This is a genomic window from Sulfuricurvum sp. (assembly GCF_049587615.1).
Taxonomy (GTDB): Bacteria; Campylobacterota; Campylobacteria; order Campylobacterales; family Sulfurimonadaceae; genus Sulfuricurvum.
This window is the reverse complement of the sequence record NZ_JBAVEF010000025.1, coordinates 110567-125254: the sequence shown is the minus strand read 5'-3', so window position 1 is coordinate 125254 and position 14688 is coordinate 110567. Positions and strand designations below refer to the sequence as shown.

The following is a 14688-nucleotide window of genomic DNA, read 5'->3' as shown; positions in this document are numbered from 1 at the left end:
ACCCTCTGCCCGTATGACACATCGTCATCCTCGGGCTTGACCCGGGGATCCAGCTGGATTTACCCGCGGGGGGCACAATGCCCGCCTTCGCGGGAATGACAAAATAAGGAAAATCATGTCCAAAAAACTTCATATCGTTTCCCTCGGCTGTACCAAAAATCTCGTCGATACCGAGGTAATGCTTGGACGGCTCAAAAATTATGAGATGACCGATGCGAGCACTGAAGCGGATGTTATTATCGTCAACACCTGCGGATTCATCGACGCGGCAAAACAAGAATCGCTCAACACGGTCCTTAATCTCGATGCAGGGCGTAAAAAAGACTCCGTTCTCGTCATGGCGGGGTGTCTCTCAGAGCGGTACAAAGAAGAGCTCTCAAAAGAACTGAGCGAGGTCGATATCTTCACCGGGGTGGGCGATTACGATAAAATCGACGAACTTCTCGCCGCGAAACAAAGCCGTTTTACCCCCGAAGTCTATCTGATCGACGGAGCAGAGCGAGTCGTGACGGGTTCGACCTATCATGCCTATATCAAACTCTCAGAGGGGTGTAACCAAGTGTGCAGTTTCTGCGCCATCCCCTCGTTCAAAGGGAAGCTTCATTCACGCGATTTGGAGAGTATCGCACGCGAGGTCGAAGGATTGGTGGCCAAAGGATATTATGATTTCAGTTTCGTCTCCCAAGACTCAAGCTCGTATCTGCGCGATCAAAACATCAGTGACGGACTCATCCACCTCATCAAACGGATCGAACTGATTGACGGGGTGAAAAGTGCCCGCATCCTTTATCTCTACCCTTCCACAACAACCCTGAAACTCATCAAAACCATCGGTGATTCAAAGGTATTCCACAACTATTTCGATATGCCGATTCAGCACATCAATGACGAGATGCTTCGCATTATGAAACGGGGGTTCGGAAAAGAAAAAACCCTCGAGCTCCTTAACGCGATGAAAGCGTTGCCGAATGCGTTTATCCGGACCAGCTTTATTGTCGGTCATCCGCAAGAAAGCGAAGCCATGTTCGAAGAGATGGCAGAGTTCGCAGGCCGTTTCGGGTTTGATCGCCTCAACGTTTTCAGCTACTCCGATGAAGAGGGGACGAGTGCCTATACGATGGAGGAGAAAATCCCTTCCAAAACGATCAACGCCCGTGCCAAAAAACTGGGAAAAATTGCTTCCGCCGTTGAAGAAAAAAGCTTAGCAAAAATGGTAGGTCAAGAGATTCCCCTCGTCATCGACGGGGAGAGTGACGAGCACGAATTTCTCCTCAGTGCCCGTGCCCTGAACTGGGCACCCGAGGTGGACGGTGAAATTTACGTCAATGACCACGAAATTGAAGGGGAACTCAGCTTCGGAAAAATCTACCGTGCCCGTATCACGGAACTCGCAGAAAAACGGCCTCTGGCTACCGTAACGGGAAATGTCTAAGCTTCTCCATCTTGAGCTTTTAAAAGAGGGGAAAGTTCTCCTCGCCTTCTCGGGAGGGGTCGATTCAACGGCTCTCTTTCACCTCTTGCTCGAGGATAATATCGCCTTTGACATTGCCCACGTCAACTACCATACCCGCGTATCCAGCAATGCCGAAGAAGAGAGTGCGATGGCCCTCGCCACACAATACAACCTCCAATGCCATACCCACTCCTGCCGTTTAGGAGGAGCCAATTTCGAACATCGTGCCCGCGAAGAGCGCTACCGGTTTTTCGGGTATCTGATGAAAAAATACGGATATACCTATCTTCTCACCGCCCATCAGCTGAATGATCGTTTGGAGTGGCTGATGATGCAGATGTGTCGCGGATCAGGTTTACCCGAGATGCTCGGAATCCGCTCCCATGACAGACGTGAGGGGGTTGAAATACTCCGCCCTCTGTTAGAATGGGATCGCGAATCAATCGAAGCGTATTTACACACTCATAACATCCCTCACCATATTGACGAGTCCAATACGGATGAACGGTATACCCGAAATGCTTTTAGGCATCGCTACAGTACACCCATGATGCGCGAATACCGCGATGCCATTCGCCGTAGCTTTCGTTACCTCGAAGAGGATAATGGCTCACTGATTGAACCGATGGATTTTACTACCATCAATACGTTTGCCTACGCTCAAAATCCTAGAAATATCCGCTCGTTAGTGGTTGGGATCGACACCTTTTTCAAAAATAGGGGATATTTACTCAGCCAACATGACAAAGAAACGTTAAAGCGTGGCGGTGAACATATTATTGCCCGTCATACCGTTGTATCGATCGAAGGGAATTATACGTTTATTGCTCCGTATGAGCGTAACGTTATCATGGATAAAGGGTTCAGGGAAGAGTGCAGAAAACTAAAAATGGGGGCTAAACTTCGGGGATACCTTTACGGTTCACCCGAAGCCATGGGTGTTATCCGTCAATTAAAAGACGTTCCAACACCTCTTCGATTCGACTGACACCGACGATCTCGATCGCCGCTTTCACCTCATCGGGGATATCGGTGAGATCACGGTCAAAATTTTTCTGCGGGATGAGGGCCAGTTTCATCCCCGCACGGTGTGCGGCGATCAGCTTTTCTTTGAGTCCGCCGATGGGGAGAACATTCCCGGTGAGTGATACTTCACCCGTCATTGCGATATCGGCACGCACTTTTTTGTTGGTCAAAATTGAGGCGATAACGGTCGACATGGCGATCCCCGCACTCGGTCCGTCTTTGGGCGTTGCACCGTCCGGAACATGGATATGCAAATCAAAGCGCTTATATACTTCGCTCGCATCCACAGGGATATCGCTCTCACGTTCACTCGGGCTGAGGGGAATGATCGAATGATCGACACTGATTTTTCCCTCGTCTATCAATGTTTTCACCACAGAAAGGGCGATACGGGCCGACTCTTTCATCACATCCCCCAAACTTCCGGTGAGTTGAAGAACCCCTTTTCCGTTAATCCGAATCGCTTCGATTTTCAGAACATCTCCGCCGACTGCCGTCCACGCCAAACCGTTGACCACTCCGATCCGGTCGATATGATCGGTACGGTCGATTTCAAAAATCGTTTTTTCCAAAAAGTCTTTGAGATTTTTAAGACTCACAGACACTTTTTGGGTGCTCGGCTCTTCGAGAATTTTCTTCGCCGCTTTGCGGACAATATCAGCAACACGGCGGCGGAGGTTACGGACACCTGCTTCACGGGTATGTTTTTCGATCACTTCAGCCAATGCCGTTTTTGAGATCGAGAGTTCAGAAGTTTTCAAACCGTGTTTCTTCAACTCTTGAGGGATCAAATACTGTTTGGCAATCTGAAACTTCTCCTGCGGCGTATAACTGCTTACCGAGATAAACTCCATACGATCGCGCAACGGCCCTGGAATCTGCCCTACATCATTCGCCGTTGCGATAAAAATCGCTTTGGAGAGGTCGAGGTTGAAATTGAGATAATAATCTCTAAAATGGGTATTTTGTTCGGGATCAAGAATCTCTAAAAGTACCGCCGTCGGATCACCGCGGTGCGATTTGGCCACCTTGTCGATCTCATCGAGGACGATGACGGGATTCATCTTTTTCGCTTCGATGACCCCCTGCACGATACGTCCGGGCATCGCACCGATATAGGTACGGCGGTGTCCGCGCAGTTCGTTCACATCTTCCAAACCGCCCAGCGCGATCCGTACCAATGGACGTTTGAGTGCCGTAGCAATGGAGTTGGCCAATGAGGTTTTACCGACCCCCGGAGGGCCCGCGAAACAGAGTATTGCACCGCGCCCCTCTTTATCCGCGATACCGCGCAATTCGAGAAGCTCTTTAACCGAAAAATACTCTAAAATCCGTTCTTTCGGCTTTTTGAGGGAGAAGTGGTCTTTGTTGAGCTGATTTTCGACATCGTGGATATTGAGTGCTTTTTTCGCCTCTTCGCCGTACGGTATTTCGAGTACCCATTCAAGATAGGTTTGGATCATCCCCGCATCAGCACTGTCGGGATGCATCCGTGCGAAACGTTCCAGCTGTTTATTGATCTCTTTGTAGGCATCGGGGTGCATTTTCTCTTTTTTAGCCTCGAGCTTTTTTCTAAACTCTTCGATCTCTTCTTCACGGTGGGTATCGGTTCCCAACTCTTTTTGAATCTGTTTGAGCTGCTCTTTGAGAAAATACTCTTTGTTCACTTTCTCGATACGGGTGTGCACTTTCGAGCGGATCTCTTTTTGGAGTTTGTTGGCTTCGGTCTCTTCGATCAATTCATCGATCAGCATCAAAAACCGTTTTTCGGGATCGCGCTCGATAAAGAGTTTGTAGGCATTCTCTTTTTTGATTTTGATCGAGCTGCAGATGAGATCGACAATCCGGTTGTACTCGTGGTTTTCCTCAATCGTACGGAGCAGATCGGGAGGAAAATAGTTGCTTACCTGCGAGAGGGCACGCACTTTCTCACGGAGTACCTCCAAAATAGCGTCCATTTTGAGCTCGTTGACGCTCGTCGACTGGATCAAATCGACATGGGCCCGCAAAGGATCTCCCGGGATAAAATCGATAACATGTCCGCGGGCCAATCCTTGAAACAGGACTTTGATCCGGCCATCAGGGAGGACAACCTTACGCATAATCGAACCGATGACTCCGGCATCATAGACCGCATCTCCTTCCCGTTCCCCTTCGTGCTCAGGTTTAACAGGGCAGACGATGACAAGAGAATTGTTCTCGATTGCTTCCGCTGCCGCCGAAATGTTTCTTTCATCATTCAAAAAGAGGGGGGAAATCATAAACGGATAGAGGAAAAGTTCATCCTCCGAAATAACCGGTAAAGTAGTTGGAAAAGAGCTGTAATTACTAAGTTGCATCGACAAAAATCCTTCTTAAAATTCTGCCTCAAGTGAGGCTGGCTTCAGTGCCTTAGCGGCGAGCGTAGCCAAAGGGATTTTATCCCTTTGGCGTTCAAAACCAAATGGTCTATTTACTTTCATTGTCATCCATCGAAACAACATTGCGTGTTTGCGGAATGAGAAAATCGTACCAACTGCTGCTGCCGTCACCTTCGAAAATTTCACGATACCAAGGGACATTTGCATTCACCACTTCCTCTGATTTAACCCACGTCACCGGAGCCATCGCACGATAAAATTCTGCCCCTTTGGGTTTTCCCAAACGTTCATAAAGCTGAGCGATCCGCTCATTCAACCCACCCTTTGCGAGTTGCAATTGTGTTTCCATCGTATTGACAATCGGAAGATAGGTGGAAGAGGGATAGTTTAGTTTAAACGTTTCTACCCCTTTTAACGTATCATCAATCAGTCCTTGATCCCGTCCCGGATTCGGTAATGCCAAAAATTTTGCTTTAATTTTCAAAAATTCGGCATATTCGCGCCCCGCAGGGGTAGCATACCGACGTATGTATTCATTCAGAAAATGCTCTGAGAGTAAATATTCATCATGGGCCATGTGCGCTTGCGCCATGATCATCGTTGCCTCTGCCAAAAAAGGAGAGCTGATGTGTTCGCTTTGAAGAGAACTAAAATAGCTGTCCGCTTTTTCCAGATTACCATTGGAAACGGCAGTAACCATTTTTTCATACCAATATTCTGCGGGTTTATTAAACTCTTCGAGTTCTTTGCTGCCGCATCCGGTCAATAGGATGAGGGCCGTCATTGCGATGAACCATGTTCTAATCATTGATAAAACCTACGCTATTTTGAAATTATCGGCTATTTTACCGTAAAGAGATTAAACACCCCTGCAAACCGTTGAAACTTTTTAGTTTGATGTGTTAAAATCAGATTACATATGATACAAGAAGGTTGTTATGCAGTTTGATTTAAAACTTCCGATCCTCGGTTTTGAAACCGTTTCGAAAATGGAACTTCACAAAATCGATGATATTTTTTTACGCCTTGAAAGTGTTGGGGAGGGGCCCTCCTTTACGTTGGTCAACCCTTTCGTATTGCGTGAGTATGCATTCGATATCCCCTCCTCGCTACAAGCACTCTTGGGCATTGTCCCTGAGAGCAATCTGCTCATCTACAATATTATGATTTTGCAAACACCGATCGAGCATTCAACCATCAATTTTGTCGCACCCCTGATTTTCAATACCGATAACCAAACAATGGCCCAAATCATCGTCGATAACCGTGCTGATTTCGGGATTGCCGAACCAATCAAAAAATACCTCAAAGAGAGTGAGAATGACTAAATCGATCACCTTCGTCGGGAATGGTAAAATGGCTCTGGCCCTTGCCAAAGGGCTGTGCGAAACGCATGCGATTGAGGTGATCGGCCGAAGCATGGCCGCAATGGAGCGTTTTGAGCAGTCGTTGAAGGTTCCCCTCAAAAAAACCCTCTATGCGGATGCCGACATCACAAATAAAACCGTTATTCTCTGCGTAAAACCTTCCAATCTGGAGGAAGTAGCCCCCTATCTGCAAGGGAGCGCACAAACACTCTACTCGGTTTTGGCAGGGACCCCGTTAGCTGCCCTTACGATTATCCCTGCACGTGCCTACTGCCGCGCTATGCCCAATCTTGCCGCTGAAGCAGGTGCCTCGATGACTTCCCTGGTCGGAGATAGCGATATTTCACTCCAAGCCATAGCCTTGTTTGGAACCATCGGAACAACCTTGTGGCTGAGCAGTGAAAAAGAGCTCGATATTGCCACAGCACTGGCGGGAAGTGGACCCGCTTATCTGGCCCTCATCGCTGAAGCACTCACAGACGGAGCGGTACGCGAAGGGCTCAAGCGGGATGATGCAATGATTTTGATGCGGGGACTTTTTGATGGGTTCGGAAAACTCATCCAAACGCTCCATCCTGCCCTCTTAAAAGACAATGTGATGAGTCCGGGCGGAACCACGGCTGCAGGGTATGGGGCTATGGAAAAAGGGAAAGTGCGTGATGGGTGTATGGAAGCGATACGTGCTGCGCACGAACGGGCTAAAGGGATGAAATAATATTATTTCTCCTCTTTTTTCTCCTCACTGTTATGCACCTTCATCGTAAACGATGCACGGATCTTCTCACCGTCCCTCTCAAAATGGATAGGGAAATTAACGCCGATAATCCACTTGCTTTTGTTCACCCCGTCAATAAAATTGTAAAAACTTTCCGGTGATCTGATTTTTGATGTCGCATTGACTTCATAGATTTTAAACGTTCCGTTAGTTTCAAACGTGGTCACTTCGGTCAAATAAAGATCAGAAAACTCTTTTTTGTAAAGCTTCTCAAAACGGTCCGGATTAAACGGCGTATTAAAAGCGGTAATCGTATGTTTATTTTGCCCTTCCAGCTCCTTGAGACGGTTCAGTGTAAAATCGTATTCACGCTGTGCAAGGTCGAGCTTCTGAAACTCTTTTTTGCTCTCAAGCCGCAGAGCACGGTACTCTTTTCCTTTAGGGATCAGGAAGAAAAAGGAGAAAGCGACCACACCGATTAAAAGGAGGAGTGAGAGGATGATCATAAAAAGTGTTTGACGATTCATTCCATCTCCTCACTGTTTTCATTATCCAAATAATTCGACGATACAAAACGATACCATCCGTTTTCCACAGGGTAAAAACTGGTGTACGTACGGTGAAAAATCGACCTGAGCGGCGCATGAAGCATATATTCGTAGGTATCCTTATTGGGGGTTGTACCGTAGAGAATAAGGGAGGAAACCTCTAATTCCGCTCGGTCCAGGGTAATTTCATCCGGAACCAAATCGAATAGATTTCGGATACTCTCTTTCATCACGGTGTTGTCTGTCGTTATCTTTTCGGCTATTTTGACTTCAGCGTCAATCGTCTTGATCTGCTCTTCCATGTGAACGATAGAGTCTCTCAAGGATATCTCTTTGTGCGCGATCGATTTTCGTTCATGGGAAAACTGAAATGTTTTGTACCCCAAAAAGAGGTAGGTTCCCACCAGCATCAAGATGGTGACGATAAAAAAGAAGAGGACAAGGCGCAATTCTCCGCTAATGATCCGTTTGGGTCTTGGGGCAATAAAACTGTGCTTCACCGCCCCTCCTCTTCACTGATTGCGAGGGAAATAACCTCATCACCCAAATCAATACGACGGATCAAAACGTTTAAAAAAAGTTCCTCTTCAAGATAGCGCTTAAGCTCGGTTCCGCTTCCATAGGCATCGGCAATATAAACCGTCTCAACAAAGCGGTTATTGCACTCTTCCGTCGTGTAAAAATGGGATAATATTTTTTGTATAAATTCAAATCGGGCATAATCGTCATTGAAACGGTCCATATCCAGCTTTATCTCATTTGCCTGTGGAGCAACGAAGCGTTTTTCTTCCTGGGTCGGCTCATCTTCGCTAAACTCCATAATATCTTCGAGTGCGTCAAGATCCTCAATATCGCTCAAATCGTCCAACGCATCAATAATATCCAAATCATCCAAGCTTTCAATATCATCGAGACTGATCCCTTTTTCAACCTCTTCTGCCTCTTCGGTACCAACTGAAAATCCACCCGCAGATCCCTCTTCTTCACCCACTCTCTCTTCGTGTTGGTGCATCAGATAATGGTGCGAATACTCAAGCTTTCCTTCATCAAAAAACGCGACACTGAACGAATCTTTCTGTGCCAATGCATACAACGCAAAGCCCGTACCGATTTTATCTTCGAAAAAATGTTCGATCACCGAAAAAGGTGAAAATACAAAATCAAGCCCTACGGTAGCATACGTTTTTTTGAGAGAATCGAGTTCTTTGATCGAGGTATACAGAAGCCATTTTCCCTTTCGGCAAACGGATTTTACACCGTTTAAAGTCTCCCCTGCCTCATCCGATGAACACCCCAATACAGTCCCTTGGTTCGTGTCCGGATTTAAAACAGCAATATAATGGTAGGGAGACTCTTCGATAAATTGTTGGAGGTAAGTACTCATCTCCCGATGGGCGGATTCCCCTTCGAAACGATGACTCTTTTTATACAGCAGTTTTTTTTGTTTAAGAGCAACAACCCGAACATCAAGCGCTCCCCCATCGGGAATAATGGCGATAAATATTTTTTGGAACAACCACGCTATCACTCAGATGCCTCATCTCTACGACATAACGGATGTGATTGACGGTAATGATCCATTTTCAGAGCGTTTCCCAATTTAGTATAAATCTGAGTAGTAGCCATACTTGCATGGCCTAATAATTCGCTAACATCGGCAATCCGCGCCCCGTTGTTTAACAGTTCGGTCGCATACGTATGACGCAATTGATGAGGGGTCACTTTGAGTCCAACCTTTGCAAATGCCTTGATAATGGTATATCTTAGACTATTTTCGCTTAATTTTTCACCCAAAGCCTCAAAAACATACTCTTTCGAGGGGTGGATACGTTGATACGCCTCTACCATGAGGGCAATATGCTCCAACATCGGAATATCCCGTTCCTTATCCCCTTTTCCCCGAATACGGCACCACCTGTCGCCCATATCGCTAAGACGCAGATGGGTAAGTTCAGAGATACGAAGCCCCAGGGTATAGAGCAAGGTGATCGCCAATTTTGCTGTCGGTTCCGCGTATTGAAGGGCATGAAGAATATGGTCATGGCTAATCGGTTTAGGGAGGGTTTTGGGGATTTTCACACTCTCATCCCCCCGCAGTTCTACCGATTGTCCCTCACTTCGAAGATACTTGACATAACTACGAACAGCGCTGAGCTTCGCCGCAATCGTTTTGGATTTTAACGAAGCGATCCGAAGACGCAGCGGCATCAGATTGATGGCGATTTCATCCGCCTCATTGCTGATTTCCGCATAGCGAAGCATCTCATCGATGGCATCGTGATAACTTCGTATCGTCAGAGGCGAATACCCCCGGATAGCGTCAAGATATTTTAAAAATGCTTCTTTGCTGCGATAGAGTTCATTCATCGTCGCAGCACTTTAGAGAGCATGCTCCATCAGTTTCGCTTTAATCACCGTTTTTGCTGCTTCCATCTCCAGCCCTTCCAGATCAATCGGCTCTGAGGCGTAAAAATTGAGTGTTCCGAACGGTTTGGGGACACTAAAGCGGTCCCAGCTCGGCAATTGCCAGAACTTTGAGGGGACACAGCTGTAGACGATGACCTTCGCATGCCGTTTTTGCGCCATAATCACCACCCCGTCGCTCATCTCATGGCGCGGCCCTTTGGGTCCATCAGGGGTGATGCCGATATCATACCCCTCGCTGAGTGATTTAAGCCCTTGAATAAGGACTTTTGCCCCGCCGCGTGTCGTAGAGCCGTGAATCGTTCCGAGGTTAAAATAGCGCATAATCCGGGCGATAATCTGCCCGTCAAAATGATCGGAAATCAAAACATTGGCTTTAGGATGTTTGCGGAATTGATAGTAGAGATAGGGCTGCATCAACAGATCCCCATGCCAAAAGGCAAAAATGACCGGTTCGGTGGGGATAACTTTGGGAAGATGGAACCGCTTAGTGTTTGTAAGGTAAATAAGGCGGATAAGCAAGGTTCCGATAGGGGGGATAAACCACAACGCAAGTTTGCGAAGGAGCTTTTTACGCAATAATCTCTCCATACTGGACGTTACGCGAAACCTCCGTGATTTTTACCCGGGCGATTTTACCCAGCCACTCCTCGCTCCCCTTGACTTTAATAGAGAGATTATTATCACTGCGACCCGCGATATGCCCGCTCTCGCGCAACTCTTCGAAATAAACCTCTACAATCTTGCCTAAATTGACCGACTTCATCTCATCGAGGATCTCATCATGTCGTGCCTGTAGTCGATTCAACCGTTCTGAACCTACCTCGGAATCGATCTCTTCGAGCTTTTCAGCCTCGGTCAACGGACGTGGAGAGTATTTAAAGCTAAACAGCTGCTCGAAACGAACCTGATTCAAAACATCCATCGTATCTTCGAAATCTTCATCGCTCTCACCCGGAAAAGCAACAATGATATCGGTACTGATGCTCACATCGGGAACGAGTTCGCGCAGTTTGCGCGCGCGATTCAAAAACCACTCTTTGGTATACCCGCGCTTCATCGCTTTGAGGATCTCAGTCGATCCGCTTTGAAGCGGCATGTGCATCGATTTACAGATTTTAGGGTTGCGGGCGAACTCTTCGATAAACTCATCATCCATGTGAAGCGGATGGGGAGAGGTAAATCGGATACGCTCCAGCCCCTCGACTGCACTCACACGGCGAAGAAGCTCAGTAAAGTTCATTTTTTCATTCTCACCCGAAAATCGGCGACCGTAGTTGTTGACGTTTTGACCGAGCAAGAAAACCTCACGTGCTCCGTTTTCTACCGCTTTACGCGCTTCGGCAACAATCAGATCGGCAGGGATAGAGATCTCGTCTCCCCGCGTTTTCGGGACGATACAAAACGTACACTGCTTATCACATCCGATAGAGATATTGATGTAGGCTTTATAAGGGCTGCTACGAAAATCTTTAAAGGCAAACTGCGATTCATCGTAATCAATTTCGATCTCAACCGCTTTATCACGATGCAGCACATCGGCTATTTTAGAGACATTTCGGGCACCGAGGACGAAGTTGACATACGGCGCGCGCTTGATGATCTCTTTGCCCAAATGCGATGCGGTACATCCGCACACGCCGATTTTGGCATCCGCTTTTTTGAGCTTGTTAAAGACACCCAGCTCGGAGAAGAGTTTATGGACCGGCTTTTCACGGACCGAACAGGTGTTGATGAGGATTAAATCGGCCGATGTGGCATCATCGGTGAGTTCATACCCCTCGTGCGCGTTAAGTTCGGCGATCATGTGTTCGGAATCACGCACATTCATGGCGCATCCGAGCGTCTCGATAAAGAGTTTTTTAGACATTATAAAATGTGAACCTCGTACATATATTCATTCGCAGAAAGGCCGTAACGGACTTCGCGCATGTAAAAACTTTTTCCTTCGCCTTCAAAATGGTCTTGGAGCGCAAGGAGATCTTTATGGGAGTTTTCACGATCAAAATAGAGGATCAGTGAATTGCTTTTTTCAACCATTTCGGTAATTTTTTTGAGGTCGATTTTTTTTGGTTTGGCGTCGTGTTCGCTGCGTGCGATTTTGAGTTCCATGAATATGTCCTTCTGTATCTGATATTATTTTTCTCTCGCATCCGAAAGATGCGGGAAGCTTTAGGGGGTTGTAGGGACATTTGTCCCTGCCACTTTGCGGGCTTTGCCCGAAAAGTGGGTAACATCGGTGATATTAGGGGGATTATAGCGGTGATATGATAAATATCCTATTAAGAGAAATTTATGTATAATACCTTCTCTTCATAAAAAAAGCTTTCCCAACCAACCCGATTTTTTATGATTTACCAAACGCTCAAGAGGATATTTCTATGGAAAATATTTTAGATATTATTGATTCAATTGCCAATGAAAAAGGGCTTAGCCGAGAAAACGTCCAAGAGGCGATCAAAACCTCATTTATCCAAACTGCCAAGCGGATCATCAATCCGACCTTCGCATTCGAAGCCGATATCGATGACCGGACCAAACAGGTCAAACTGCGCCAAATCATTACCGTCGTCGCCGACGATGCCCCCGAACTCGAAGGGGAAGAAGCGGGTGCCTATATGGGTATCACGAATGCTTTGGAGATTGATGACGAAGCCGAAATCGGCGATCAGCTCCAAATGGAACATGACATCGAAAGCTACGGACGGAGCGCATTTGCCGCCTTGCACCGCGAAATCGAATTTCATATCCAGCGCCTGGTTGAAAATCTTCTTTTCGACAAATACAAAAGTAAAATCAACCAAATTGTCTCCGGCCGTGTTACACGCGTAGACAGCGATCAAAACACGACGATCGAAATCGATGAGATCCGGGCGATTCTCCCGATGAAAAGCCGTATCAAAGGTGAAAAATTCAAAGTGGGTGATATGGTCAGCGCCATCGTTCGCCGTGTCCATGTGGACAAAGCTAACGGCATTACCATGGAACTTTCCCGTACGGCTCCCAAATTCCTCGAAGAGCTTCTTGCTCTCGAAGTTCCGGAGATCAAAGACGGGATCGTGGTCATTGAAAAATGTGCCCGTATCCCGGGTGAGCGTGCGAAAATCGCCCTCTACACCAACCGCCCTCAGATCGATCCGATCGGTGCAACCGTCGGGGTACGCGGCGTCCGTATCAATGCGGTCAGCGAAGAGCTTTGCGGCGAAAACATCGACTGTGTCGAATACAGCGCCTCTCCCGAACTGTTTATCTCCCGTGCCATGTCACCGGCGATCATCAGTGCCGTTGTAGTTTCTGAAGAGGGCGATGAGAAAAAAGCGATCGTCACCCTCCCGAGCGACCAAAAATCCAAAGCGATCGGGAAAAGCGGTATCAACATCCGTCTTGCATCGATGTTGACAGGGTATACCATCGAGCTCAATGAAGTGGGCGGAACGGCTCAAATGGGTGAAAAAGCTCAGGAAGAGAAGAAAGAGGGACTTAGTTCACTCGAAGCGCTTTTCGGGAACTAATAACTATACCTACTTTTTTGTTCCGGCAAAAAAGTAGACAAAAAACCTCATCTCTCAAGCAAAGCGCTCGCATGCTCCCGGCACTGCTGCCTCCGCATGCGGCTTTAGCGGATGCTTAAGAGATACATTGCTATCTATTTTCGCCAAAGCGAAAAAAATCAAATAAATTCTGTCCCAAAAACACACCTAGAGCAAGGTCGCTTGCCGCAAGGCAAAAGCGTACCGCCAGCGTTCTGTTTTTGGGACGCTTTTCTTTTGCGTACTTTTCTTTTTAAAAAGAAAAGAACACTACCGTTTCACAAATGGATTGAGTTTTAACAAGATTGCATCCGCAATCTGATTCCCGATCAGCGTTAAAAACGCACTCATCATCAAAATCCCCATAATCACCGGATAATCCCGACTCATAGCACTGAGATAAAAGAGCTGTCCCATCCCCTCAATCCCGAAAATCGATTCCAATATCACCGATCCGCCGATCAGTCCGGGGAGAGAGAGCCCCATCATCGTCACAATGGGGGGGAGGAGATTGGGGAGAATATAGCGGCGAATAATCATAGCCTCCTCTATCCCCCGCGAACGGGCAAAATAGATATAGTCACTTTTGAGGATTTCGAGGGTTAAAGATCGGATATAAAGAACCAAACTCCCTACCCCGACAAACACCATCACCAAAATCGGCAAGCTCAAATGCCATGCCATATCGAGATAATACCCTATCCCCTCAGGCGGCTCCAATGAATGCATCCCCGCAATCGGAAACCATCCCAGCGTTACGCTGAGCACCATCATCGCCACCAATGCCAGATAGTAGGAAGGCATTGCGAAACTCAGCAGTGCAAACTGGCTCAGGAACGTATCGGTTTTTTTTCCATGGGCCAGTGCTGCTTTGATCCCCATCCATAACGAAAGAACAAAGGTCATCATCATGGCGATGATGTTCATCCACAAGGTTACCGGCAGCCTATCGGCAACCACTTCGGATACCTGAGCACCGCTGACGAATGATATGCCGAAATTAAGGGTAAAGAGATTGACAACCCAATCGATGTACTGTTGAAACAGCGGTTTATCCAACCCGTAGATGGCACGCAATTGCGCTATCGATTCGGGGGTCATGTTCGGGTTAAGCTCCCCTCCCATAAAACTGTTCGGTGCCATGTGAATCGCCCCGAAAGAGATCAGGGAAATCAAAAAGAGCATTAATGCCGTATACGACAAAGATCGGAAAAAATATTTCATGGGGAGATTATAGCGAAAATCAAAAAGGGGATTCATCCCCT

General features: G+C 47.1%; 15 protein-coding genes. 5 read left to right on the top strand and 10 right to left on the bottom strand.

Annotated elements, in window-relative coordinates; genetic code table 11:
• The first annotated feature begins 115 nt into the window (after window positions 1–115).
• The gene (gene rimO, locus WB308_RS05405) at window positions 116–1432 is read left to right on the top strand and encodes a 30S ribosomal protein S12 methylthiotransferase RimO (RefSeq protein ID WP_424189751.1); all 1317 of its coding nucleotides are present in this window, start codon (window positions 116–118) and stop codon (window positions 1430–1432) included.
• Window positions 1425–2441 carry a tRNA lysidine(34) synthetase TilS gene (gene tilS / locus WB308_RS05400; protein WP_424189749.1) on the top strand — a complete coding sequence of 339 codons (1017 nt, stop codon included), beginning with the start codon at window positions 1425–1427 and terminating at the stop codon, window positions 2439–2441. The genes rimO and tilS overlap by 8 nt, the downstream gene beginning before the upstream one ends.
• On the opposite strand, the gene lon is transcribed toward tilS, so the two are convergent.
• Entirely contained in the window at window positions 2395–4818 is a 2424-nt protein-coding gene (gene lon, locus WB308_RS05395) for an endopeptidase La (protein ID WP_424189748.1), read from the bottom strand. The two genes, tilS and lon, sit on opposite strands and share 47 nt — an antisense overlap.
• 109 nt (window positions 4819–4927) lie before the next feature.
• Window positions 4928–5647 (bottom strand): outer membrane protein assembly factor BamD, encoded by a 720-nt coding sequence (locus tag WB308_RS05390; RefSeq protein ID WP_424189746.1) that lies wholly within the window; start codon window positions 5645–5647, stop codon window positions 4928–4930.
• A 130-nt stretch (window positions 5648–5777) separates the two neighbouring features.
• Here WB308_RS05390 and fliW point away from each other — a divergent pair, with 130 nt between their 5' ends.
• Together fliW and WB308_RS05380 are read left to right on the top strand one after the other, a co-directional pair.
• A complete protein-coding gene (fliW, locus tag WB308_RS05385) occupies window positions 5778–6167 on the top strand; it encodes a flagellar assembly protein FliW (RefSeq protein WP_424189745.1) in 390 nt (129 codons plus the stop codon).
• The gene (locus WB308_RS05380) at window positions 6160–6921 is read left to right on the top strand and encodes a pyrroline-5-carboxylate reductase (protein WP_424189743.1); all 762 of its coding nucleotides are present in this window, start codon (window positions 6160–6162) and stop codon (window positions 6919–6921) included. Before fliW ends, WB308_RS05380 begins: the two co-directional genes overlap by 8 nt.
• 2 nt (window positions 6922–6923) lie before the next feature.
• Here WB308_RS05380 and WB308_RS05375 read toward each other — a convergent pair whose 3' ends face one another.
• The 7 genes from WB308_RS05375 to WB308_RS05345 are packed head-to-tail and all read right to left on the bottom strand — an operon-like array spanning window position 6924 to window position 12005.
• Complete coding sequence (locus WB308_RS05375; protein WP_424189741.1) at window positions 6924–7448, bottom strand: hypothetical protein; 525 nt, start codon at window positions 7446–7448, stop codon at window positions 6924–6926.
• Window positions 7445–7969: a hypothetical protein gene (locus tag WB308_RS05370; protein ID WP_424189739.1), complete on the bottom strand. Its 525-nt coding sequence runs from the start codon at window positions 7967–7969 to the stop codon at window positions 7445–7447. The genes WB308_RS05375 and WB308_RS05370 overlap by 4 nt, the downstream gene beginning before the upstream one ends.
• Window positions 7966–8997, bottom strand: coding sequence for a hypothetical protein (locus WB308_RS05365; protein ID WP_424189737.1), 1032 nt, complete (start codon window positions 8995–8997; stop codon window positions 7966–7968). The genes WB308_RS05370 and WB308_RS05365 overlap by 4 nt, the downstream gene beginning before the upstream one ends.
• Window positions 8994–9836, bottom strand: coding sequence for a tyrosine-type recombinase/integrase (locus WB308_RS05360; protein WP_424189735.1), 843 nt, complete (start codon window positions 9834–9836; stop codon window positions 8994–8996). Before WB308_RS05360 ends, WB308_RS05365 begins: the two co-directional genes overlap by 4 nt.
• Window positions 9837–9848: 12 nt before the next feature.
• Entirely contained in the window at window positions 9849–10472 is a 624-nt protein-coding gene (locus WB308_RS05355) for a lysophospholipid acyltransferase family protein (RefSeq protein ID WP_424189733.1), read from the bottom strand.
• Complete coding sequence (miaB, locus tag WB308_RS05350; RefSeq protein ID WP_424189859.1) at window positions 10465–11766, bottom strand: tRNA (N6-isopentenyl adenosine(37)-C2)-methylthiotransferase MiaB; 1302 nt, start codon at window positions 11764–11766, stop codon at window positions 10465–10467. Before miaB ends, WB308_RS05355 begins: the two co-directional genes overlap by 8 nt.
• Window positions 11763–12005 carry an HP0268 family nuclease gene (locus WB308_RS05345; protein WP_424189731.1) on the bottom strand — a complete coding sequence of 81 codons (243 nt, stop codon included), beginning with the start codon at window positions 12003–12005 and terminating at the stop codon, window positions 11763–11765. The genes miaB and WB308_RS05345 overlap by 4 nt, the downstream gene beginning before the upstream one ends.
• 269 nt (window positions 12006–12274) lie before the next feature.
• Here WB308_RS05345 and nusA point away from each other — a divergent pair, with 269 nt between their 5' ends.
• Window positions 12275–13405, top strand: coding sequence for a transcription termination factor NusA (gene nusA / locus WB308_RS05340; protein WP_424189729.1), 1131 nt, complete (start codon window positions 12275–12277; stop codon window positions 13403–13405).
• Between the two features lie 288 nt (window positions 13406–13693).
• Here the strand turns inward: nusA and WB308_RS05335 are convergent, their stop codons facing one another.
• A complete protein-coding gene (locus tag WB308_RS05335) occupies window positions 13694–14647 on the bottom strand; it encodes an ABC transporter permease (protein WP_424189727.1) in 954 nt (317 codons plus the stop codon).
• Window positions 14648–14688: the final 41 nt, after the last annotated feature.

Excerpts from the sequence above, each read along its gene's own strand:
- WB308_RS05390 (WP_424189746.1), bottom strand. The coding sequence starts at position 5,647 with ATGATTAGAACATGGTTCATCGCAATGACGGCCCTCATCCTATTGACC.
- WB308_RS05345 (WP_424189731.1), bottom strand. The coding sequence starts at position 12,005 with ATGGAACTCAAAATCGCACGCAGCGAACACGACGCCAAACCAAAAAAA.
- tilS (WP_424189749.1), top strand. The coding sequence starts at position 1,425 with ATGTCTAAGCTTCTCCATCTTGAGCTTTTAAAAGAGGGGAAAGTTCTC.
- WB308_RS05380 (WP_424189743.1), top strand. The coding sequence starts at position 6,160 with ATGACTAAATCGATCACCTTCGTCGGGAATGGTAAAATGGCTCTGGCC.
- WB308_RS05335 (WP_424189727.1), bottom strand. The coding sequence starts at position 14,647 with ATGAAATATTTTTTCCGATCTTTGTCGTATACGGCATTAATGCTCTTT.
- lon (WP_424189748.1), bottom strand. The coding sequence starts at position 4,818 with ATGCAACTTAGTAATTACAGCTCTTTTCCAACTACTTTACCGGTTATT.
- WB308_RS05375 (WP_424189741.1), bottom strand. The coding sequence starts at position 7,448 with ATGAATCGTCAAACACTTTTTATGATCATCCTCTCACTCCTCCTTTTA.
- fliW (WP_424189745.1), top strand. The coding sequence starts at position 5,778 with ATGCAGTTTGATTTAAAACTTCCGATCCTCGGTTTTGAAACCGTTTCG.
- nusA (WP_424189729.1), top strand. The coding sequence starts at position 12,275 with ATGGAAAATATTTTAGATATTATTGATTCAATTGCCAATGAAAAAGGG.
- WB308_RS05360 (WP_424189735.1), bottom strand. The coding sequence starts at position 9,836 with ATGAATGAACTCTATCGCAGCAAAGAAGCATTTTTAAAATATCTTGAC.
- rimO (WP_424189751.1), top strand. The coding sequence starts at position 116 with ATGTCCAAAAAACTTCATATCGTTTCCCTCGGCTGTACCAAAAATCTC.